Here is a 20350-nt window from a genome sequence, read left to right as displayed (position 1 = left end):
GCTGGTGTTTGGCGACCCGCAGGCCTTTGGCTGGGGCGGCGAGCCCATCGTGCTGGAGGGCGAAACGGTAGGCGAGATCTCATCGGTGGGATGGAGCCCGCTGGCCGGGGCCTGCGTGGCGCTGGGTTACGTGCGGGGTGAGGGCGCCAACACGGCGCATCGCGGGACGCCGGCCCACATCGAGCTCTGGGGCGAGCGCGTGCCCGTGCGGCTGCACGACAACTGGCCCCCGCGCGGCTGAGCCGCGCGCCCCCCTTTGCAAAAAGGGGTTGCCATCGGGGGTTGCAATTTCCGATAATATGTCCGGACAACTTTACCGGAGCGCTGCCGCATGCCCATGGATTTCAAGCCCACGCCCAAACGCTACCCCTGGCCGGGCGACGCCCACCTGGCCCTGTCGATCGTGGTGAACGTCGAAGAGGGCGCCGAGGCCAATATCAACGACGGGGACAAGTACCCCGAGCCCGTGGACGAGATGGGCATTGCGCTCAAGCGGTCCGTGCGCAACTTCGGCAACGAGTCCAACTACCGCTACGGCATCACGCGCGGCGCCCCGCGCGTGATGCGCCTGCTGCAAGAGCACGGCATCCGCGCCACGTTCACGGCCTGCGCGCTGGCGCTGGAGCGCGCCCCGGCGCTCGCCCAGGAGATCGTGCGCCAGGGTCACGAGGTCACGTCCCACGGCTGGCGCTGGGCCCACCAGTTCCACATGAACGAGGACGAGGAACGCGCCTACATCCGCAAGGCGGTCGAATCCCTCACACGCACCACGGGCCGCAAGCCCACGGGCTGGCTGTCGCGCTACCTGCTCACGCCCAACACGCGCCGCCTGCTGGCCGAAGAGGGCTTTCTGTACCACATGGATGACTACGGCGACGACGAGCCGTTCTGGGACGAAGCCGGCGGCAAGCCCATCGTGATCGTGCCGTACCAGGTGGACAACAACGACATGAAGATGTGGGCCGAGCCGTCGTACACGCCCGACCAGTGGCTCAAGTACGCGATCGACAACCTGGACTGGGCGCTGCGCGAGGGGGCCACACACCCCACCATGATGTCGCTGGGCCTGCACCTGCGCATCATCGGCCGGCCGGGCCGCATCTGGGCGCTGGAGAAATTCCTGGCCTATGCAAAGCAGCGCAGCCAGGAGCCCAACGGCCCCTGGATCGCCACACGCGAAGAGATCGCCCGGCATTTCGCGGCGCAGGTGCCGTACCAGGCGCCCGCGCAGGCGGCGTGAACGTGCCCGCAGCCCCCACGGCACCGGCTGCCCCGGCGGCCCCGGCGGCCCCGTTTCCAGGCCTGGACTGGGCTGCCCTGCTGCACCCCGGTGACCACGTCGTGTGCTCGCACATGACGGGTGAGCCCGTTGCGCTGCTGAACGACCTGGCGGCCCGCGCCCCGGCGTTCGGGTTCTCGCTGACGCTGGGCGTTCCCTTCACCCCTGCCGTGGCAGGCCTGCCGCCGCAGGTGACGATCACGACCTTCGGCGGCATGGGCACGGCCGGGCGCATGGCCCGCAGCCGCGACCTGCGCATCGCCACCGTGCCCTACGGCCGCTGCGCGAGCGTCTACGACAGCGGCGCCGAGCGGGCGGACGTGGCGCTGGTCAGCCTGGTGCGCGGCGACGGCGGGCAACTGTGGATCGCCGGCTCACATGGCTACATCGTCGAGGCCGCGCGGCGCGCCCGCTGCATCGTGGCCGAGGTCAACGCCGCCGCGCCGCGCGTGGCTGGCGCGCCCTGGCCCGCCGACCTGCCCCCGCACCACGTGGTGGAGGTGTCTTACACACCGCCGGTGGCCGCCGCCGTGAAGGCCGGGCCGGTCGAGTCAGCCATCGGCGCCCACGTCGCGCCGCTGGTGGCCGACGGCGCCTGCCTGCAGGTGGGCATCGGCGCCATTGCGTCGGCCGTGGTGCAGGCGCTGGCCAGCCACCGCCACCTGGGCGTGCACAGCGGCATGTTCACCGACCCGCTGATGGCGCTGACGCTCAGCGGCGCCATCGACCATTCGCGCAAGCCCGCGGGCCAACGGCTGGCCGTGACGGGCTGCGTCTATGGCAGCGAAAGCCTGTACGCCTTTGCCGACAACAATTCCCGGCTCTCGCTACGCGAACCCGGCTTCACCCACAACCCGCAGGTGGTGGCGCAGATCGCCGGCTTCACGGCCCTCAACAGCGCGGTTGAGGTAGACCTGCTGGGCCAGATGAATGCCGAGTGGCTGTCCGCGCCCGGCGCGCGGCTGCAGCACATCGGCGGGGTCGGCGGGCTCAATGATTTCATGCGCGCGGCGCGCTTCGCGCCGCAAGGCCAGGCCGTCACCGCGCTGCCGTCGCGCGCGGGCGGCCGGCCGCGCATCGTGGCGCGGTTGTCGGGCCCCGCGACGGTGGCCGCGCAGGACGCCGACCTGGTCGTGACCGAGCAGGGCGTCGCGCGGCTGCGCGACGCGTCGCTGGGCGAGCGCGTGCAGCGCATGATCGCCATCGCCCATCCGGAAGACCGCGACGGGCTGCGGCAACAGGCTCGCGAGACCGGCTTGCTGGCCTGAGTGGCCTGAGGCCTACCGGGCCAACGCTTCTTCCACCGCCAGCGCGATGCCCAGCAGCGCCATGTCGGCGCCGCGGTGGCCCACGAGCTGCAGCCCCACGGGCAGTTCGCCCGCTGGCACCGGCAGCGGCAGGCTCAGGGCTGGCGCACCGGCCATGTTGGCGGGCGCCGTGTAGTCGGCCTGGTTGGCGGGCACCGGCGCATCCATCGGGAACGCGGTCTGAGGCGCGGTGGGCAGCAGCAGCGCGTCGAACGGCGCCACGGTGCGTTCCAGCCACTGGCCCGCGGCCACGGTCACGCCCACCGCGCGCGCCAAGTCGGCCGCGCTCTTTTTTCCGATGAATTCCATCATGCCGCGCAGATCGTCCGGCAGCGCCCGCGGGCGCTCGCGCACGATGGCGTCGAGCGTGTTGCGCAGTTCGGCCTCGGACAGTAGCAGACCCGCGCGGCGCACGGCCGTGAAGCCGGTCCCACCCGACAGGTCCACCGGCACCAGCGTAAAGCCGGTGGCGCGCAGGCGGTCCAGGCCAGCGGTGAACGCCTGCATCACCTCGGGCGCAGCCTGCAGCGCGGCCGGCTCGGCGGGCACGGCCAGCCGCAGGCCGCGCACGTCGCGCGGCGGCGCGGGTTGCGTGTAGCGCGGCTCGCCGACGATGCGAAAGGCCTGCACCAGGTCCTCGACCCGGCGCGCCAGGATGCCGATGTGGTCCAGCATCGGCGCCAGCGCCACCAGGCCGTCGGACGGCACGGCGCCGAAGCTGGGCTTGAAGCCCGCGACGCCGCAGTACGCGGCCGGAATGCGTACCGAGCCCATGGTGTCCGTGCCCAGCGCGATGCCGCACAGGCCCGCGGCCACGGCGGCGCCCGAGCCACCGCTGGAGCCGCCGGGCGTGTAGCCCGCGCGCAGCGGGTTGTAGCAATCGCCGAAGTCCGGGTTGTGGTTGGTCGCCCCCAGCGCCACCGGGTGCATGTTGAGCTTGCCCAGGCACACCAGGCCCGCGGCGCGCAGCCGCGCGACGGCGCCCGCATCGCGCGTGGCCGGCGCGGCGTCCAGTGCCGCCAGCCCGCTGCGCGTGGGGCTGCCGGCGACGTCGATGTTGTCCTTGACCGCGAACGTGGAGCCGGCCAGCGGCGACGCGCCGCCGCCCTGGAGCGCACCGGCGTGCGAGGGTTCGAACACCTCGACATAGGCATTGATGGCCGGGTTCACCCGCGTGATGGCGGCGCGCTGCGCCTGCAGCAAGCCGCCCGCGGACGGCGAGCCGGCGGCCACCGCGCGCGCCTGCTGCACGGCACCGGCATGGAGGAGTTCGTCAACGGTCATTTCGGTGTTTCACCCACAGCAGAATAGATTCACATTTGTACGTACCTATTTTGCGTGCATACTTGCCGCAGGGCAAGGAAAACCACTCCACAGGTGCATACGCGATGGACACGACCGCGCAACCGTATTACCGAAAAATGGCCGCCGCGCTGGCCGAAGGCATCCGCAACGGGCAATACGGCATTGGGGATTCCCTGCCGACCGAGCGCGAGCTGTCCGAGACCTTCGGCGTCAGCCGCCACACCACCCGCGAGGCGCTGCGCCGGCTGGAGCAGCTGGGCCTGATCACGCGGCGCCAGGGCTCGGGCTCCACGGTTGTCGCCACGGTTCCGGCCGTGCGTTACGAGCAGAGCATCCAGAGCATCGACGACCTCATGCAGCAAAGCAGCGCGAGCCGCCTGCAGGTGGTGAGCTGCGAAGAGGTGGCCGCCGACACCAGCCAGTACGCAAGCCTGGTCGCGCTGGCCGCACGCACGCCGTGTGTGCGCGTGCGCTTCATCCGCCACCTGCGCAACGACGTGCGGCCACTGGCGCTGGTGGACGTGTACGTGGCCGTGCGGTCCAAGCCGCAGGCGCGCCGCCTGCTCAACCCCGACACCGCCGCCCAGGAAATCGTGGCCCTGACCGACCCGCGCGGGCTGGACCGCATCGAGCAGGCGTTCAACGCGGTCAACATCGAGGAAGGGCCCGCCAGGCTGCTGCACGTGCCGGTTGGCGACGCGGCCTTCCAGACCGTGCGCAAGTACTACGACCGCCAGGACCAGCTCGTGACCATCGGCCACTCGCTGTACCAGGGCAAACTGTTCAACTACACGTCGACGCTGCGCCCGCGCGGCGCGTGAACGCGCCGCCCCACCGGGGCAGCGCCCGCGGCCTCAGGCCGCTTCTTTCTCGGGCCCCAGGCCCTGCTTGCCCACGAAGAACGCATTGGCGGGCGGCCAGTTCGCGGCCAACCACTGTGGACCGCCCTGCGCTACCCAGACGCCCGTGGCGACTTTCGACGCCGCCACCAGCACGGCCAGGTCCTCCTCGCGCATCGTGTGGCGCGCCTGCGCGGCCATGATGAGCTGGCCCAGGAACTCGCCCTTCCAGATCAGCGGCGCGAAGATGGTGGAGCCCATGCGCGACGACTTCAGGTACTGGCGGAACGTGCCGTGCTCGTCGGTGTTCTTCAACAGCAGCTTGGAGCGGTTGGCATAGACCCAGCCGGGGTGGCCGCCGTCGATCGGCACGCACAGGCGCTCCTGCTCGGCCGGAAAGCCCGTGTTGCCCACCAGCATGTGGTGCTCGCGGTCGGGGCTCACGAAGAACGCGCCCGCCACGAAGAACTGCTTTTCGCCCGGCAACAGGGCACCGGGCTTTTCGTGCGCCTGCCGGTCGCCCAGCAGGTCGAAGCAGCCGCGCGCGATGAGGCGGATCGCCTCTTCGGGACCCGGCGCATCCAGCGCGGCCTGGCCCACCCGCTCGATCATCTCGAGCGCGGCGTTCATGTCCAGTGCCGCCATGTCAGGACTTGGCCTTCAGCTCGTTGATCTTCTTGACCAGCGCCCGGCCGTCGGTGCCCGAGCGCTCGTTGAGCTTGTACCAGTTCTCGTACACGCTGCTGGTGTTCTCGTTCGAGAACATCTTGGCCTGCTCGGCGGGCGGGGCCACGTACAGCGTCATGCCCGACTTCACCAGCCGGTCGATCGCGTCCTTGGAGAATGCGGCGTGGTTGGCGAAATGCTCGTTCTCGATCTTGCGCAGCTCGGCTTCGACGACGGGCTTGAGGTCCGCGGGCAGCTTGGCCCAGGCGCCTTCGTTCACCACGAACGACCAGGGCACGATAGTGCCGATCTTCCAGATGGAAAGCTGCTTGGCCACCGACGGGAAGCCGAAGCCGTTGGCCGTGCCGACCGAGGTCATCACCACGTCCACGATGCCGCGCTGCAGGGCCGGCACGATTTCGCCGAACGGCACGGGCGTGGGCACGGCGCCGATCTTGCTCATGAGTGCGCCGGCCTCGGTGTTGTGCACGCGGATCTTCTTGCCGGAAAAGTCGGCCACGGTCTTCAGCGGCACCTTGGAAATGATGCACTGCTCCTCGAACACGCCGGTGGCCAGCTGGATGGCCTTGTACTTGTCGCGCCAGACCTTGGCGGTCTCGCCGCGCAGCAGCGGGTCCAGCATCTTCTGGTACTGGCCCACGTCGGTCAGCAGGCCGGGCAGGTGGCCGTAGTTGACGTAGGGCGCCTCGGCGCTGAGCCAGGGGCTCACGGCGAACGACGCGTCCAGGCGGCCGTCGCGCACGGCGGCCGGCTGCTCGGGGCCAGCCACCAGGGTGTCGTACAGCTCGATCTTCAGGCGGCCCTTGGTGGCCGCCTCGATACGTGCCGGCACGGTCTTGACCGTTTCGGCATAGCTGCTGCCGTTGGCGTTGACCCAGCCCACCGTCCATTTGAAGTTCTGGGCTGTGGCGGCGGCCGAGGCGACGAGCGCCGCGATGGCGGCGGCGATCTTCAGGGATTGGGTTCGCATGATGAAGCTCCTTTGCTTAGTTGTCTGGACAAATAATGCAACCGGCAGGGATCGCATGTCAAGCTCTGTTTTGCCGCCGTGCGCCCCGATTCGGTACTTTCCCCAATGGGATTGTTATCAATAGGCACATTTCATACCAGCTTCCCGGTGCTCGCTGAATCGATTCGGGTACGGGTATTGCATATTGCATTTGTCTGGACAAATTGCCATACTGCCCCCAACCAATCGCATCCGAAAGGCATACAACATGGAAGAAACAAAAGTCGTCGTGGGCGATGTCGAACTGGCCGGAGCGGCGGACCTGTCGCGGGCCACGCCTGCCGCGCGCGGCGTCGCCGGTGCCGCGCGCGGCCTGTTCGGCCTGGCCGGCATCGGCGTGCTGTTTCTGGTCTGCGCCACCGTCTACGACGTGTTCGCGCGCTATTTCTTCAACGCGCCCACGGCCTGGGCCACCGAGGTGAGCACCTATGTGCTCATCGCCATCATCTTCTTCGGCGCCGCGCCGGTGCACCTGCGCGACGGCAACGTGCGCGTGGACATGCTGTTGAACGTGCTGCGCGGCCGCGCGCGCGAGCGGCTGCTCATGATGGCGGCCTGGGTGGGCTTCGTGTTCGTCTTCATCACCGGCTGGCAGGCCGCGCTCATGGCCGTGTCCGACTACGTCAACGGCGCGCGCATCTTCAGCCTGATCCTCACGCCGACCTGGATGCCCAAGGCGCCCATCGCCGTGGGCCTGTTCGTGCTGGCGGCCGCGATGCTGGTCGAGGTCGAGCGCCTGGCCGGACCGATCGCCGCGTGGCGGCGCTGGACGCCTTACGCGCTCGTGGGCGTGCTGTGTGTCGTGCTGCTGGCCATGGGCCGGCAGCCGCCGGTCATCGGCGACACTCGTTTCGACTGGGGCAGCCTTCTTGTGCTGCTGACGGTGTTCGCGGCGTCGGCCGCCAGCGGCGGCGCCGTCGTTCTGGCCGGTGTCGTGTTGCTGACCGTGGGCGGCTTCGCGGCCACGTACTTCGGCCAGATGCTGGGCCTGGGCTGGGTCAGCACGGCCATGGGCCTGGGCATTCTGGTGGCACTGGCCGCGGGCATCCGCATCGCATTCGCCCTGGGTTTCGTGGGGCTGGTGTCCGTCTATTTCATGACGCCAGTGCCGTTTCCGCTGACGCTGGGTGACCGCACCTGGGCGGCGGTCAACAGCTTTTCGCTCACGGCCGTGCCCATGTTCGTGCTGATGGGCGCGCTGTTGGTGCGCAGCGGCCTGAGCAACGAGCTGTTCACGGTCATGACGCGCCTGCTGGGGCGCCTGCCCGGCGGGCTGGCCCATGCGGCCACCGCCGGCTGCGGGCTGTTCTCGGCCGTGTCGGGCTCCAGCGTGGCGACCGCCGCGACCATCGGCGGCATCGCCTGCCCCGAGATGACCAAGCGCGGCTACAAGCCCGCTTTGAGCTTCGGAGCGGTGGCCGCCGGCGGCACGCTGGGCATCCTGATCCCGCCGAGCGTGCCCATGATCATCTACGCCACGACCGTTGGCGTGCCGGTGGTGGCGCTGTTCATCGCCGGCATCGTGCCGGGCCTGGTCATGCTGCTGAGCTTCATGCTGGTGATCCTGATCTGGTGCACGATCGACCCGTCGGCCGCGCCCAAGGTCGATCCCCGCCAGGTCGGCACCATTTCGCGGCGCAGCTACGTGGACACCGGCCTGCTGCTGGGCCTGATCCTGCTGGTGATCGCCACGCTGTACATGGGCATCGCCACGCCCAGCGAGACCGGCGCCGTCGGCGCGTTCCTGGCGGTGGTCGTCTGCGCGCTGCGCGGGCGCATGAGCCGCGAGACCTTCGTCAACTCGATCAGCGAGACCGTGGTGGTCACCTCGTTCATCTTCCTGATCATCGCCGGCTCCAACGTGCTGACCTTCGGCTTCGACTATCTCAAGATGTCGCAGGTGCTGATGGACGCGGCGCTGTCGGCGGAGCTGAACCGCTGGACCGTGATGTTCATCGTGGTGTGCGTGTACGTGGCGCTGGGCACCTTCCTGGACGAGATTTCCATGCTGCTCATGACGCTGCCGGTGGTGTTCCCGCTCATCGTCAAGCTGGGGTTCGATCCGGTCTGGTTCGGCATCATCCTGGTGATCATGTGCACCACGGGGCTGATCACGCCGCCCGTGGGCATGAACCTGTTCGTGCTGCAGGGCATCAACCGCGACGTGTCGCTCAAGACCATCGCCTATGGCGCGCTGCCGTTCCTGTTCGCCATGCTGGCCAACGTGCTGCTGCTGTGCTTCTTCCCCGAGATCGCGCTGTGGCTGACCACGCACCTTGACTGACGGCTTGACTAAGATCGCCCCGATGGATTTCCAGGACCCCCCCGAAGGCAGCGAAGCGCTCGCCTGCCTGCGCGACGGCGCCGTCGCGCACATCGTGCTCAACCGCCCGGCCAGCCGCAACGCCATGACCGGCGCCATGTGGGAGCGCCTGGCGCCGCTTGCGCGCGAGCTGGACGCCGACGACAGCGTGCGCGTGGTGGTCGTGCGCGGCGCGGGCACGGCCGCGTTCTGCGCGGGCGCGGACATTCTCGAGTTCCCTCAGATCTACAGCGACGCGCAGCGCACCGCCGGCTACAACACGCTGGTGCGCGAAGGCCAGCTCGCGCTGGAGCGCCTGTCCAAGCCGACGATCGCGCTGGTGCGCGGCGCCTGCGTGGGCGGCGGCTGCGGGATTGCGCTGTCGTGCGACCTGCGCTTCGCGGCCAACGACGCGCGCCTGGGGATCACGCCCAGCCGCCTGGGCGTCGCCTACAGCGTGCCCGACACGCGCCGGCTGACGGCCCTGGTGGGACCCAGCCGCGCCAAGGACATTCTTTTCAGCGGCCGCCTGATGGAGGCCACCGAAGCCGCCACCATGGGGCTGGTCGACCGCGTGATGCCGGGCGGCGCCCTGGACGACGCGGTGGCCGCCTACGTGCGGGTGCTGCTGGCCAATGCGCGCGGCTCCATGCGCACGGCCAAGGCCATGATCAATTCGATCAGCGGCGTGCACCCGCAGCCGGACGCGCTGCTGGACGGCCTGTTCGAGCAGAGCTTCAGCAGCGACGATTTCCGCGAGGGCTTCAATGCCTTCGCCCAGAAGCGTCCGCCGCGGTTTCGCTGAAGCGGCGCACCGCCGTACCACCGCTGCGCGCAAAACAAAGCCGGCCCGAGGGCCGGCTTTTTCATGGGGGCCCCCCACTCAGCGTTTGTCAATCAGCCGGATCGGCTTTTGCCGCTTCTCGATACCGGTCAGCTCGGCCAGGTCGCCCGGCGCGCACAGCGCCACCTGCATCTCCACGCCCAGGCGCGCGCGCAGCAGCTGCTCGATCTCGGCCTGCGCGGCGGGGGCCGGTGTGCCGCGCAGTTCGGCGCGCACGGTCATCTCTTCGCGCGCGCCTTCGCGCGTCAGTTCGCAGATGAACTCGCCGGTGAATTCCGCGCGCTCGGCCTGCAGGATCGCGCCGATGCTGGTCGGGTACACGTTGATGCCGCGCAGCTTGACCATGTTGTCGCTGCGCCCGCGGAAACCAACGATGCGCCGGAACGGGATGCCCAGCGCCGACGTGCCGTCCACCAGGTGCGTGACGTCATGCGTGTTGAAGCGAATGATGGGGAACAGGTCGTCCTTGAACAGGCAGGTGCAGACCATGTCGCCCAGCTCGTCGCCCGTGGTGGGCAGACCCGTTTCGGGGTGCAGCAGTTCCAGGTACTGCGCGTCCTCGGCGATGTACAGGCCATCGCGCTCGGGGCCTTCACCGCAGATCAGGCCGGTGTCGCCCACGCCATACCAGTCGTACACGTCGCAGCCGGCCCAGGCCTTGCTGATGGCCGCGCGGCCTTCGGGGCCGAGGTGGCCCGTGACCATGCGCAGGCGGATGTCCTCGCCGGGCACGATGCCGTTCTCGCGCGCGACGTCGGCCAGGCGCAGCAGGAAGTCGCCAAAGCCCACGAGCACGTTCACGTTGAAGTCGCGCATCAGCGCCACCTGCTGGGCCGAGCGCGTCTCAGCCCCGTGGCCCGCCGTCAGCAGCTGTGCACCGACCCAGTGCAGGATGCTCTCGCGGATGTAATGGCCGCCGTTGACCATGCCGAAACCGTACACCGAATGCACCACGTCCTCGCGCCGCATGCCCTGCAGCAGGTAGGTGCGCGCGAGCAGCACGTTCTGGATTTCGCGGCTGCGCGGCCCGAACAGCAGCGGCTGCGGCCGGCCCGTGGTGCCGCTGGTGGTGTGGAAGATCAGCGGCGGGCGGCGGTCCGCCGGGTAGGTGTCCAGGCCGTGGAAGTCGCCGATGGGCGGGTGCGCCTCGACCGAGGCCATCAGGTCTTCCTTGGAATACGTGGGCAGCTTGGTGATGTCGTCCAGCCCGCGGATGTCGCCGGGCTCGATGCCGCGCGCGCCCCACAGGCGCTGGTAGAACGGGGTCTTCCAGGCAAAGGCAACGACCTTGCGGAAGCGCGCGTCCTGCAGCGCGCGCAGCTCGTCGCGGCTCATGCCCTTGAAGCGCGTCATGAAGGCATCACCGAGCGGGTATTCGCGGCGGATGAAAGGAATGTCGGCGGCTTCGAAGTAGTCGTAGTGGCTCACAGGGGTTCCTTGTGGGGTGCGGTTGAATCGGGTGTGAAGTGCGGGTTGTCGGTGTCAGGCCGTGAACAGCGGGTCCAGCAGTTCACGGGGGAATGCAACGTCCATGCCGCCGCCGTCCAGCAGGCGGTGCGCGGCGTTCAGCGCGGCGTCGCGGCGCGCAGGCGCCACGCCACCGTAACTCATCAGCATGCGGGCCTTTTGCAATACGCGCACGGGCGCAAGCGCCAGCTCCGGGTCGCCCAGCGAGTCACGTACCTCATGACGTAGCACACGGCCGTCGGCCAGCGTCAGCACGACGCGTGCGCCGTAATGCGCGGGGTAGTCGGCCTGATGCGTGGGCGACACGGCGAGCGACACGCGCGCGGCGGCATCACGCAGCGCGTCACGCGTGAAGACGTCGTCGTCGAAATGCGTGGGCTCCAGCGGTCCCAGGGCCGCCGCCGCGGCCACGACGTACTGCAATGAGAACTTGGCCTCGGTGCGCGTCGTGGGACGGGGGTTGTCGCAGATGGCGATGGCGTCGGCGAACGACTCGACCCGCGCGCTCGCGAATTCCATCGGACCGCCGCCCTGCGCCGCGCGCAGCGCCAGCACGCAGTCGATGGTGGCATGGGTGTGGCGGCAGGCCGGCCAGGGCTTGAAGCTCGTGCCGTGGATCAGCCAGTCGTCCTCGGGCGCCATGACGGCGCCGGGGTTGGCCTGCGCACCGTCGCCGCCGTCGCACATCGCGGCGAACAGGCCGCGCGGGCCTTCCAGGATGTACTGGGGACCGGTGAAGCCCGACTGCGCCAGCGTCGCGGCCGTTAGGCCCGACCAGGCCGCATGCGCCGTGTGCAGCTGCTTGGACATGACGGGCTCGAAACGCACCTGCCACAGGCCCGTGGCCTGCGTGCCGGCATTGCCCAGCGCCCAGACGGTCTGTTCCTGGTTGAGCCCCAGCGCCGAGGCGCCCGCCGCCGCCGCGCCGAACGCGCCCGCCGTGGCCGTGTTGTGCCAGAAGCGGTAGTGGTGCGGGCCCAGGGCACGGCCGATGCGGGCCATGGCCTCGTAGCCGCGCACGACCCCATCCAGCACCTGATGCGCCGCCAGGCCGCGCGTGCGGGCCAGCGCCGCGAGCACCGGCAGCACGGCCGGCCCCGGGTGCAGGATGGCCTCGCGGTGCATGTCGTCCATTTCCTCGACGTTGGCGGGGGCGGCGTCCTGCACCAGGGCGTGGTACAGGTCGCTGGCCGGGCCAAGCAATGAGCACGCGGTAGCGCCCGCGGCCGGGCCCCCGACACCGGGCCAGCGGCGCACCACGCCGCCGACCGGTGCCCGCGCACCGGCCGCCACGCAACCGATCCAGTCGATCCAGTGCAGTACCGCCCGCGCCCGGCTGCGCGCGTCCACGGGCCGCGCCAGCCGCTGCGCGAGCTGGGCCGTCAGCGAGCCGCCGGCCCCGGCGGCTCCGCTTGAAGCATCAATTGGTACGGTCATATTTGTGGATTAAAAATCTTTAATCGTTGACTGAGGAAACGACGATACCTATACTTGTCCGTACATATTTTAGAGGCCAGTCACGTTGACTGGCAAACAATTTTGCAAGACACCCACCTTCACAGCAGCACAGCGCCCCGTTCAATGCTCTTCGTGTCGGGCGAGAAGCCCGAGCGCTTTCCCAAAGCGCTGGCCGCAGGCGCCGACCTGGTGTGCATCGACCTTGAGGATGCCGTCCATCCCGACTTCAAGCACGCGGCGCGTCAGCAGGTGCTGGACTTCGCGCGCGCCCACCGCGGCGCGCCGCTGGCCGTGCGGCTGAACCAGTTGCGCGGGCCCGAAGGCCTGCGCGATCTGCTGGCGCTGGCCGAATCCGGCGCGGTGCTGGACTGGCTGCTGCTGCCCAAAGTCGAGCACCCGGACGACCTGTCGCTGGTGCATGCGGTGGCCGGCCATGCCTTCCATCAGCTGATGCCGCTGATCGAGACGCCGCTGGGCCTGCAGCACGCGCCCGTCATGGCCGCGATGGCGCGCACTGACGCGCCCAAGCTCGCCGGGCTCATGCTGGGCGGCGCCGACCTGAGCGTGGAGCTGGGCTGCGCGTTCAGCTGGGACGGGCTGCTGCACGCACGCGGCGCGCTGGTGGCCGCCGCGCGCCGCACCGGCCTGCAGGTGTGGGACGTGCCCCACCTGGACCTGACCGACCTGGACGGCCTGCGCGACGAAACGCGCCGCGTGGCCGCCCTGGGCTTTACCTGCAAGAGCGCGATCCACCCCACGCAGGTCGCGCCCATCCACGAAGCATTCTTGCCACCTCAGGCCGACGTGGCCTGGGCGCAGGCCATGCTGGAAGCCGAGGCCGCCCATCACACGGGCGCCTTCATCTTCCAGGGAAAGATGGTCGATCCCCCTGTTCTGGCCAAGGCCCGCCGCGTGCTGCGGATGGCCGGCGCCGCCTCTTGAACCCAAGCAACACACGGAGAAACACACCATGGTCCAGACCCTGAACAAGGTTGGCGAAAACCGCTACCGCGAATCCTTCGGCCGCTACTACGAAGACTTCAACATCGGCGATGTGTACGAGCACCGCCCCGGCCGCACCATCACGCAGGCCGACAACATCTGGTTCACGCTGCTGACGATGAACACGCACCCCATGCACTTTGACGAGGAATATGCCAAGGCCAGCGAGTTCGGCCAGTGCATCGTCTGCAGCCCGTTCACCGTGGCGTTGATGGTGGGCATGAGCGTGAGCGACGTGAGCCAGAAGGCCATCGCCAACCTGGGCTGGAGCGACATCAAGCTCACCAGCCCCGTGTTCGCCGGCGACACGCTTTACTCCGCCAGCGAAGTGATGGAAAAGCGCGAGTCCAAGTCGCGCCCGGGCGCGGGCATCGTCGTGGTGCGCACCATCGGCACCAACCAGCACGGCAAGGAAGTGGGCAACTTCGTGCGCAACATGCTGATCGCCAAGCGCGGTCACAGCGTCGAAGACAAGGTCAACTACTAAGGAAAAGGGACACGCCGCATGAGCTACGTGAACGACACCGCCAGCGCCGCCGACGAGCAGGCCATCATCGACGCCGTCGAAGTCTGGGCCGAGAAGGAACTGCGTCCCGTCGCGCGCAAGTTTGACCTGGCCGACGAGTATCCGCACGAGATCGTCGAGCAGATGAAGGAGCTGGGCCTGTTCGGCGCCACCATCCCGCAGGAATACGGCGGCCTGGGCCTGTCGGCCTGGACCTATGCGCAGATCGTCATCAAGGTCGCATCGATCTGGATGGCGCCGTCGGGTATCTTCAATTCGCACCTGATCATGGCGTCGGCCATCGCGCGCGAAGGCACCGAGGATCAGAAGCAGCGCTACCTGCCGCGCATGGCCACCGGCGAGTTCCGCGGCAGCCTGGGCCTGACCGAGCCCAACGCGGGCTCGGACCTGCAGGCGATCCGCACCGTGGCCAAGCGCGATGGCGACCACTACGTCGTCAACGGCAGCAAGACCTGGATCACCAACAGCCTGCACGGCCACGGCACGCTGCTGCTGGTCAAGACCGACCCCAACGCGCAGCCGCGCCACAAGGGCATGAGCATGCTGATCGCCGAGAAGGGCGACGGCTTCGTCGTGGCCAACAAGCTCAAGAAAATGGGCTACCGCTCCATCGACACCTGTGAGCTGGTGTTCGACAACTACCGCGTGCCGGTGGCCAACCTGCTGGGCGGCGTTGAGGGCAAGGGCTTCCTGCAGACCGCCGGCGGGCTGGAGCTGGGCCGCATCAACGTGGCCGCGCGCGGCACGGGCATCGCCGAAGGCGCGCTCAGGCTGTCGCTGCGCTACGCGCAGGAGCGCCACACCTTCGGCAAGCCGATCTGCGAGCACCAGGCCATACAGCTCAAGCTGGCCGCCATGGCCACGCAAACCGAGGGCGCCAAGCGCCTGATCGAGCTGGCCGCGCGCAAGTACGACGCCGGCGAGCGCTGCGACCTGGAAGCCGCCATGGCCAAGCTGGCCGGGTCGGAGGCCGGCGCGAACTGCGCGCAGGAGGGCATGCGCATCTTCGGCGGCTACAGCTACTCGGTCGAGTACGACATCGAGCGCTTCTACCGCGACGCGATGCTCATGTGCATCGGCGAGGGCGCCAACGAAATCCTCAGCACGGTGATCGCCAAGCAATTGGTTGATCGCTACCGCATCTGAGCACCGCGCCATGAACATGCCACTTCCGCTCGAAGGGCTGCGCGTGCTGACCGCCGAGCAGTATGGCGCCGGCCCGTTCGGCTCCATGCAGCTGGCCGACCTGGGCGCCGAGGTCATCAAGATCGAGAACCCGGCCGAAGGCGGCGACGTGGCGCGCGGCACCGCGCCCCACCTGCTGGATGACGGCACGGGCCGCCCCGACAGCCTGTTCTTCCAGAGCTTTAACCGCAACAAGAAGAGCCTGACGCTGGACCTGAAGTCACCTGCCGGCCAGGCCGTGTTCCGCCGGCTGGCCGCCAGGTCCGATGCCGTCATGAACAACCTGCGCGGCGACCAGCCGGCCAAGCTGGGCCTGACCTACGACGCGCTGAAGGACGTGAACCCCAAGATCGTCTGCGCACACCTGTCGGCCTACGGCCGCGACAACGAACGCACCAACTGGCCCGGCTACGACTACCTGATGCAGGCCGAGGCCGGCTACCTGTACCTGACCGGCGAGCCCGACGGCCCGCCCGCGCGCATGGGCGTGAGCATGGTCGACTTCATGACCGGCATGACCACCGCCATGTCGCTGCTGGCCAGCGTGCTGGGCGCGCGCCAGCACGGCCAGGGCCGCGACGTGGACGTGAGCCTGTTTGACGTGGCGATGGCGCAGCTGACCTACCCGGCCGCCTGGTACCTGAGCGCGGGCGACGCGATCCGCCGCATGCCGCGCTCCGCCCACCCGACCACGGTGCCCTGCCAGCTGGTGCGCAGCGCCGACGGCTGGCTGTTCATCATGTGCATGACGCCCAAGTTCTGGCGTGCGCTGGCCGACGCAATCGGCCAGCCCGAGCTGGTGCAGGACCCGCGCTTTGCAACGCCCGAGCTGCGCCGCGAGAACGTCGAGGCGCTGTCGGCCATCCTGGACGCCGCGTTCGGCGCCGCCACCACGGCACAGTGGATGCAGCGCCTGGGCGGCAAGCTGCCCGCCGCGCCCGTGCTGCACCTGGCCCAGGCGCTGGACAATCCCTATGCGCAGGCGCGCGGCCTGGTGCAGGAAGTGCCGCATCCGTCGGGCACGCTGCGCACCGTGGCCAGCCCCATCAAGCTGGACGGCGCACGGCCCGCCGCCGCCGCCTGCTCGCCCCTGGGCGCGGATACCGGCGACGTGCTGGCTGCCTCCGGCTTCAGCGCCGCGGAAATCGAGAGCTTGCGCGAACAGAATGTGATCTGACATGAAACTCGAAGGCATCAAGGTCCTGGACCTGTCGAACTTTTTGCCCGGCCCGCACTTCACGATGATGATGGCCGACCACGGCGCGGACGTGATCCGCATCGAGGCGCCCGCGGGCGAGCCCACTCGCGGCATCGGCCTGCGCGAAGGTGGCGAAAGCGTGTGGTTCCGCAACACGCACCGCGGCAAGCGCAGCGTGATGCTGGACCTCAAGAGCGCGGCCGGCCTGGACGCCTTCATGACGCTGGCGCGCCAGGCCGACGTGGTGGTCGAGGCGTTCCGTCCCGGCGTGGTGGACCGCCTGGGCGTGGGCTATGCGGCCGTCAGCGCGGTGAACCCGCGCATCGTCTACTGCTCCATCGCCGCCTTCGGGCAAACCGGCCCCGATGCGCAGCACGCCGCGCACGACCTCAGCATCCAGGCCGAAAGCGGCGTGGTCAGCCTGAACCTGGGACAGGACGGCCAGCCCGCCATGCCCAGCATCCCGGCGGCGGACATGGCGTCGTCGCTGATGGCGATGAACGGCGTGCTGATGGCGCTGCTGCGCCGCGAAAAAACCGGCCTGGGCGACTACATCGACATCTCGATGCAGGACAGCCTGGTGAGCTGGCTGGTCAACGTGGTGGGGCCGTCGTTCGCCGAGGGGCGCGAGATGAACCCCAAGAACGAGCGGTCCTTTGGCGGCAACGCCATGTACAACATCTACCGCTGCGCCGACGGACGGCACCTGACCATCGGTGGCTCGGAAATCAAGTTCGCGCACAACCTGTTCACTGCGCTGGGCCGGCCCGACCTGGTGGACCTGTGCCGGCTGCCGCCCGGACCGGCCCAGGCCCCCGCGCGCGAATTCCTGCGCGACACCTTCGCCACGCAGCCGCTCGCCCACTGGGAGGCGTTCCTGAAACCGCTGGACGTGTGCTGGGCGCCGGTCAAGGGCCTGCACGAAGCATTGCAAAGCCCGCAACTGGCCGCACGTGGCATGCGCGAGCACCAGCCCGCCGCCGAGGGCGGGCCGGCAACGCAGCTGGGTATCCCGATCAAGTTCGCACACGAGCCGGGCCGCACCACGTTCGCCCTGCCCGCACTCGGCCAGCACACGGCCGAGGTGATGCGCGAAGCGGGATGGACGCCGGAGCAGATCGCTGCGTTGCTGCCGTTACCATAAGGCCCCAGTCCTGCAGGGCCCCCATGGCATCCCACTCCATTGAATCCGTCGCCACCACCCTGATCGTGGCCCGCGAACAGCAACGACCCGCCGACGCCGCGCCATTGGCAGACGTTCTGACGTCGGCTGAACAGGCCTATGCCGTACAGGCTCTGGTCCTGCGCGCGCTGGACGGCCCCGATGCGGCAACCGTGTCCCGCCACTGGAAGTCGGGCGGGCCGTCACGCACGGCCACCCTGACCCATGCGCCGCTGCCGGCGAGCGGCGTGCGCAGCAGCCCCGCCGACATGCGCGACCTGCATTTCAACCTGCGCCTGATCGAGGCCGAAATCGCCCTGCGACTGGGCCAGGCCGTCACCCCGGCGCAGGCCGCGGCGCTGACGCCTGAAACCGCCACCGCGCTGCTGGACGGCATGACGGTATCCATCGAGGTGGTGGATTCGCGCTGGCAGGACCTGCCCCGCGTGCCACCGCTGCTCAAGCTGGCCGACCTGCAGGTCCATGGCGCGCTGGTGCTGGGCGCCTGGGTGCCGTTTGTGGCGCGCGACTGGGCGACGCAAACCTGCGAGGTCACCATTGGCACGCAAGCCCCGCAGGCATTTGCCGGCACCCATTCCCTGGGCGACCCGGCCTGGCTGCTGCCCACCTGGCTGCGCCACGCCACGCGCCACGGCCAGACGGTGCCCGCGGGCACGATCGTCACCACCGGCACCTGGTGCGGCATGCTCAAGGCCGCCGCTGGAGACCGGGTTGTTGCGCGCTTTGACGGCGTGGGTGAGGCATCGGTCCAGCTTTAATCTGGCAACCTCAAGGCTGCCACTGCGCAAGACGCTTGGCGATTTCTGACCGAGGCAAACGGCAGCGCGGGTCTTGGGCCAACGAATCCAGTCCCGCGTGCAACGCGGCCCGGTTGCCCTCCGCACTTTCAGCCAGGCCATCCAGCAACCACAACAAGCCGAAGCAGGCCACACCCTTGTCTTTGGCGGTGGCGCGAAGTAAGCCGTCACCACTGAGCAAAATGTGGTCGGGACGGCGTGCGCAGGCCAGCGCAAAACAGTCCGGAACGCTCAGCCTCTTGTGTTCGTTGCGCACCGCCTGCGCAAAGGCCACTTCATCGGCTGTCAGCGTCACCACCTGCAAGCCCAGTGCCCGGTACTGCGGCCCTTGGTAAGGCGCCAGCTCACGCTCGTACAGCACATCGGGTACCAACATGGGAACCCCGGTGCCAAATGCCAGCGGCAGCAGACCGCACCGCTCCAGGTCAATCAACACCGAAGTGTCTGAGACGAGCAGGATCACGTTTCACACCCCGGCCGGCAACAGCCGCTCACCCAGCGTGCGCACGCTGATCTGCAGCAACTCAGCCGCCTTGGCGTCGGATATGGCTTGCTCCGTTGCGGCTCGCAGGCACAGGCGCTCCATGCGCGTGGGCACCTCGGGTGCGCAGGGCTGTGGCTCCACCGCCGCCTTGCCCGCCCATCGCATGCGCACCATCTGACCCCAAAGGCGGTTGAACAGCGCCTGGCTGATGATGCCCAGCTGCTTGCAGCGCAACACCAGCATGGACACGCTTACCTTGAACAGGCCTTTAAGCTCCAGCAGCTCGCCCATGGACAGGCCGGTGCGCACCCTGCCCAAGCGTTTGTAGAGCATGCTGCGCGCCACCAAAAAGGCGCCAGCAAACCGGTCACAGGCTTTCTCGGCCGTCTTGTCCGTCCAGGCTTCGCCCTGCAGCGTCAGCACGAGGTGGCCCAGCTCGTGCGCCAGCGTGAAGCGCTGGCGTTCACCGTTGTGGTTCTTGTTGACCACGATCACCGCCACGTCGCGCTCGCCGTTGCGTCTGGCAAATGCCTTGGAGCCCGACACAGCTTGCGGCAAATCCAGCGCAATCACTTTCACGCCATAGTCTTCCAGCAGCTCGGCCATGGATGGGATCGGGTCAATGCCAATCTGCCAGGCGCCGCGCAGCGCCTCGGCCGCGTCTTCGGCGTCTTCGGGCGTGCTGATGGCCAGCGCCTTCAGCCGGGGCGCGGCCCAGTTCAGGTGCGCATCGGGCAGGATGTCTTCCACCTCCAGGTAGCGCTCCAGATGGTCAATGACGATGGCTTCCACCGCCTTTTCTTCACGGGCACCGGTGGCAGGGCCTTTACGAAAGTCCACGCCCGACAGCGCCACCTCGCGGTCACTCAGCAGGTATTCGGGCGACACCTTGAGCACGCGCGCCAAGGCCAGCAGCACATCGGAGCCCGGCATCATCTGGTCGTTTTCGTACTTGCCGATGGCCTGGGCCGACACCAGGCCATCGACGGCCTCTTCCAAAGCGCGCAGAGACAGGCCGGCAGCATCACGCGCCAGCTTCAGCCGGTTTCCGATCATGGCAGTGCTCCGAGGGGTTCAGGGGTTGGTTTACAAAAACTTATTTTATAAACAGTTTTGTAAACTTCAATACCCGAGGCCATTGGCTGGCTCAGCCCGCCTTGCGGCGCCCACGCAACAAGGGATACCTCGACAAAACCGCTGCGTCAGGCTGCGGGCGATGGCTGGCTGGCAACGGCCAGCGCCACGCTCTTTTCGTCCATGCCGTACATCTCGGCAAACTCAGCCACCGTCTTGCCGCTGGCCGCAAACGCGCGGCGCAGGGCCTCGTTCCTGGCGGCGCGCTCGCCGATCTCGGCAAAGGCTTCCTCCAGCACGGCGGCGGCCACCGGGTCGGGCGTGGGCATGCGCTCCATGTAGGCGTCGCGCGCCAGGCCCGACGCTTCAATGGCGGCCACGAAGCGCGCGCGCAGCCAGATGGC

The 20350-nt window shown here is 68.7% G+C and carries 19 protein-coding genes and 1 pseudogene; 12 read left to right on the top strand and 8 right to left on the bottom strand.

All coding sequences use genetic code 11. The features are described from left to right. The 3 genes from ACE3T5_RS16530 to ACE3T5_RS16520 form a co-directional block, all read left to right on the top strand. Positions 1–241: glycine cleavage T C-terminal barrel domain-containing protein (locus ACE3T5_RS16530; RefSeq protein WP_374669184.1), on the top strand; the 241-nt coding region annotated here is incomplete at its 5' end. Positions 242–331: 90 nt separating this feature from the next. Beyond that, entirely contained in the window at positions 332–1240 is a 909-nt protein-coding gene (locus tag ACE3T5_RS16525) for a polysaccharide deacetylase family protein (RefSeq protein WP_374669183.1), read from the top strand. A 2-nt stretch (positions 1241–1242) separates the two neighbouring features. Further along, complete coding sequence (locus tag ACE3T5_RS16520) at positions 1243–2547, top strand: acetyl-CoA hydrolase/transferase family protein (protein ID WP_374669182.1); 1305 nt, start codon at positions 1243–1245, stop codon at positions 2545–2547. 12 nt (positions 2548–2559) lie between these two features. Here ACE3T5_RS16520 and ACE3T5_RS16515 read toward each other — a convergent pair whose 3' ends face one another. Then, positions 2560–3870, bottom strand: a complete 1311-nt coding sequence (locus tag ACE3T5_RS16515; RefSeq protein WP_374669181.1) for an amidase — start codon at positions 3868–3870, stop codon at positions 2560–2562. A gap of 104 nt (positions 3871–3974) precedes the next feature. Between ACE3T5_RS16515 and ACE3T5_RS16510 the strand changes: the two genes are divergently transcribed. After that, positions 3975–4712, top strand: a complete 738-nt coding sequence (locus ACE3T5_RS16510) for a GntR family transcriptional regulator (RefSeq protein ID WP_374669180.1) — start codon at positions 3975–3977, stop codon at positions 4710–4712. A gap of 33 nt (positions 4713–4745) precedes the next feature. On the opposite strand, the gene ACE3T5_RS16505 is transcribed toward ACE3T5_RS16510, so the two are convergent. Both ACE3T5_RS16505 and ACE3T5_RS16500 read right to left on the bottom strand, forming a co-directional pair. Next, the gene (locus tag ACE3T5_RS16505; protein WP_374669179.1) at positions 4746–5360 is read right to left on the bottom strand and encodes a GAF domain-containing protein; all 615 of its coding nucleotides are present in this window, start codon (positions 5358–5360) and stop codon (positions 4746–4748) included. Between the two features lie 16 nt (positions 5361–5376). Further along, positions 5377–6387 carry a TRAP transporter substrate-binding protein gene (locus ACE3T5_RS16500; RefSeq protein WP_374669178.1) on the bottom strand — a complete coding sequence of 337 codons (1011 nt, stop codon included), beginning with the start codon at positions 6385–6387 and terminating at the stop codon, positions 5377–5379. Positions 6388–6634: 247 nt separating this feature from the next. On the opposite strand from ACE3T5_RS16500, the gene ACE3T5_RS16495 reads away from it, so the two are divergent. Both ACE3T5_RS16495 and ACE3T5_RS16490 read left to right on the top strand, forming a co-directional pair. Next, positions 6635–8710 carry a TRAP transporter large permease subunit gene (locus ACE3T5_RS16495; protein ID WP_374669177.1) on the top strand — a complete coding sequence of 692 codons (2076 nt, stop codon included), beginning with the start codon at positions 6635–6637 and terminating at the stop codon, positions 8708–8710. Between the two features lie 4 nt (positions 8711–8714). Beyond that, entirely contained in the window at positions 8715–9533 is an 819-nt protein-coding gene (locus ACE3T5_RS16490; RefSeq protein ID WP_374669176.1) for an enoyl-CoA hydratase-related protein, read from the top strand. Positions 9534–9611: 78 nt separating this feature from the next. Here the strand turns inward: ACE3T5_RS16490 and ACE3T5_RS16485 are convergent, their stop codons facing one another. Both ACE3T5_RS16485 and ACE3T5_RS16480 read right to left on the bottom strand, forming a co-directional pair. Beyond that, the gene (locus ACE3T5_RS16485; protein ID WP_374669175.1) at positions 9612–11000 is read right to left on the bottom strand and encodes a phenylacetate--CoA ligase family protein; all 1389 of its coding nucleotides are present in this window, start codon (positions 10998–11000) and stop codon (positions 9612–9614) included. A 54-nt stretch (positions 11001–11054) separates the two neighbouring features. Further along, entirely contained in the window at positions 11055–12476 is a 1422-nt protein-coding gene (locus ACE3T5_RS16480) for an MmgE/PrpD family protein (protein WP_374669174.1), read from the bottom strand. Between the two features lie 144 nt (positions 12477–12620). On the opposite strand from ACE3T5_RS16480, the gene ACE3T5_RS16475 reads away from it, so the two are divergent. The 6 genes from ACE3T5_RS16475 to ACE3T5_RS16450 are packed head-to-tail and all read left to right on the top strand — an operon-like array spanning position 12621 to position 18349. After that, complete coding sequence (locus tag ACE3T5_RS16475) at positions 12621–13439, top strand: CoA ester lyase (RefSeq protein ID WP_374669173.1); 819 nt, start codon at positions 12621–12623, stop codon at positions 13437–13439. Positions 13440–13467: 28 nt separating this feature from the next. After that, on the top strand, positions 13468–13986 hold the full coding sequence (locus ACE3T5_RS16470; RefSeq protein ID WP_374669172.1) for a MaoC family dehydratase: 519 nt from the start codon (positions 13468–13470) through the stop codon (positions 13984–13986). An 18-nt stretch (positions 13987–14004) separates the two neighbouring features. Beyond that, complete coding sequence (locus ACE3T5_RS16465) at positions 14005–15171, top strand: acyl-CoA dehydrogenase family protein (RefSeq protein ID WP_374669171.1); 1167 nt, start codon at positions 14005–14007, stop codon at positions 15169–15171. A 16-nt stretch (positions 15172–15187) separates the two neighbouring features. Continuing rightward, positions 15188–16387: a CaiB/BaiF CoA transferase family protein gene (locus ACE3T5_RS16460; protein WP_374669185.1), complete on the top strand. Its 1200-nt coding sequence runs from the start codon at positions 15188–15190 to the stop codon at positions 16385–16387. Position 16388: 1 nt separating this feature from the next. After that, complete coding sequence (locus ACE3T5_RS16455; RefSeq protein WP_374669170.1) at positions 16389–17552, top strand: CaiB/BaiF CoA transferase family protein; 1164 nt, start codon at positions 16389–16391, stop codon at positions 17550–17552. A 23-nt stretch (positions 17553–17575) separates the two neighbouring features. Further along, the gene (locus tag ACE3T5_RS16450; protein WP_374669169.1) at positions 17576–18349 is read left to right on the top strand and encodes a fumarylacetoacetate hydrolase family protein; all 774 of its coding nucleotides are present in this window, start codon (positions 17576–17578) and stop codon (positions 18347–18349) included. A gap of 10 nt (positions 18350–18359) precedes the next feature. On the opposite strand, the gene ACE3T5_RS16445 is transcribed toward ACE3T5_RS16450, so the two are convergent. From ACE3T5_RS16445 to ACE3T5_RS16435, 3 genes and pseudogenes are all read right to left on the bottom strand, one after another. Further along, the gene (locus ACE3T5_RS16445) at positions 18360–18851 is read right to left on the bottom strand and encodes a hypothetical protein (protein WP_374669168.1); all 492 of its coding nucleotides are present in this window, start codon (positions 18849–18851) and stop codon (positions 18360–18362) included. Positions 18852–18854: 3 nt separating this feature from the next. After that, complete coding sequence (locus ACE3T5_RS16440; protein ID WP_374669167.1) at positions 18855–19928, bottom strand: helix-turn-helix domain-containing protein; 1074 nt, start codon at positions 19926–19928, stop codon at positions 18855–18857. Positions 19929–20074: 146 nt separating this feature from the next. Further along, positions 20075–20350: pseudogene (locus ACE3T5_RS16435) on the bottom strand (prop effector); the annotation flags it as partial.

The organism is Ramlibacter sp., assembly GCF_041916345.1.
In the GTDB taxonomy this organism is placed as follows: Bacteria; Pseudomonadota; Gammaproteobacteria; order Burkholderiales; family Burkholderiaceae_C; genus Ramlibacter.
This window is presented reverse-complemented; position numbering and strand designations above follow the sequence as displayed.

Coding starts and splice junctions, on each gene's coding strand:
- ACE3T5_RS16525 (WP_374669183.1), top strand. CDS start 332: ATGCCCATGGATTTCAAGCCCACGCCCAAACGCTACCCCTGGCCGGGC.
- ACE3T5_RS16515 (WP_374669181.1), bottom strand. CDS start 3,870: ATGACCGTTGACGAACTCCTCCATGCCGGTGCCGTGCAGCAGGCGCGC.
- ACE3T5_RS16510 (WP_374669180.1), top strand. CDS start 3,975: ATGGACACGACCGCGCAACCGTATTACCGAAAAATGGCCGCCGCGCTG.
- ACE3T5_RS16505 (WP_374669179.1), bottom strand. CDS start 5,360: ATGAACGCCGCGCTCGAGATGATCGAGCGGGTGGGCCAGGCCGCGCTG.
- ACE3T5_RS16500 (WP_374669178.1), bottom strand. CDS start 6,387: ATGCGAACCCAATCCCTGAAGATCGCCGCCGCCATCGCGGCGCTCGTC.
- ACE3T5_RS16495 (WP_374669177.1), top strand. CDS start 6,635: ATGGAAGAAACAAAAGTCGTCGTGGGCGATGTCGAACTGGCCGGAGCG.
- ACE3T5_RS16480 (WP_374669174.1), bottom strand. CDS start 12,476: ATGACCGTACCAATTGATGCTTCAAGCGGAGCCGCCGGGGCCGGCGGC.
- ACE3T5_RS16475 (WP_374669173.1), top strand. CDS start 12,621: ATGCTCTTCGTGTCGGGCGAGAAGCCCGAGCGCTTTCCCAAAGCGCTG.
- ACE3T5_RS16470 (WP_374669172.1), top strand. CDS start 13,468: ATGGTCCAGACCCTGAACAAGGTTGGCGAAAACCGCTACCGCGAATCC.
- ACE3T5_RS16465 (WP_374669171.1), top strand. CDS start 14,005: ATGAGCTACGTGAACGACACCGCCAGCGCCGCCGACGAGCAGGCCATC.
- ACE3T5_RS16460 (WP_374669185.1), top strand. CDS start 15,188: ATGCCACTTCCGCTCGAAGGGCTGCGCGTGCTGACCGCCGAGCAGTAT.
- ACE3T5_RS16455 (WP_374669170.1), top strand. CDS start 16,389: ATGAAACTCGAAGGCATCAAGGTCCTGGACCTGTCGAACTTTTTGCCC.
- ACE3T5_RS16450 (WP_374669169.1), top strand. CDS start 17,576: ATGGCATCCCACTCCATTGAATCCGTCGCCACCACCCTGATCGTGGCC.
- ACE3T5_RS16440 (WP_374669167.1), bottom strand. CDS start 19,928: ATGATCGGAAACCGGCTGAAGCTGGCGCGTGATGCTGCCGGCCTGTCT.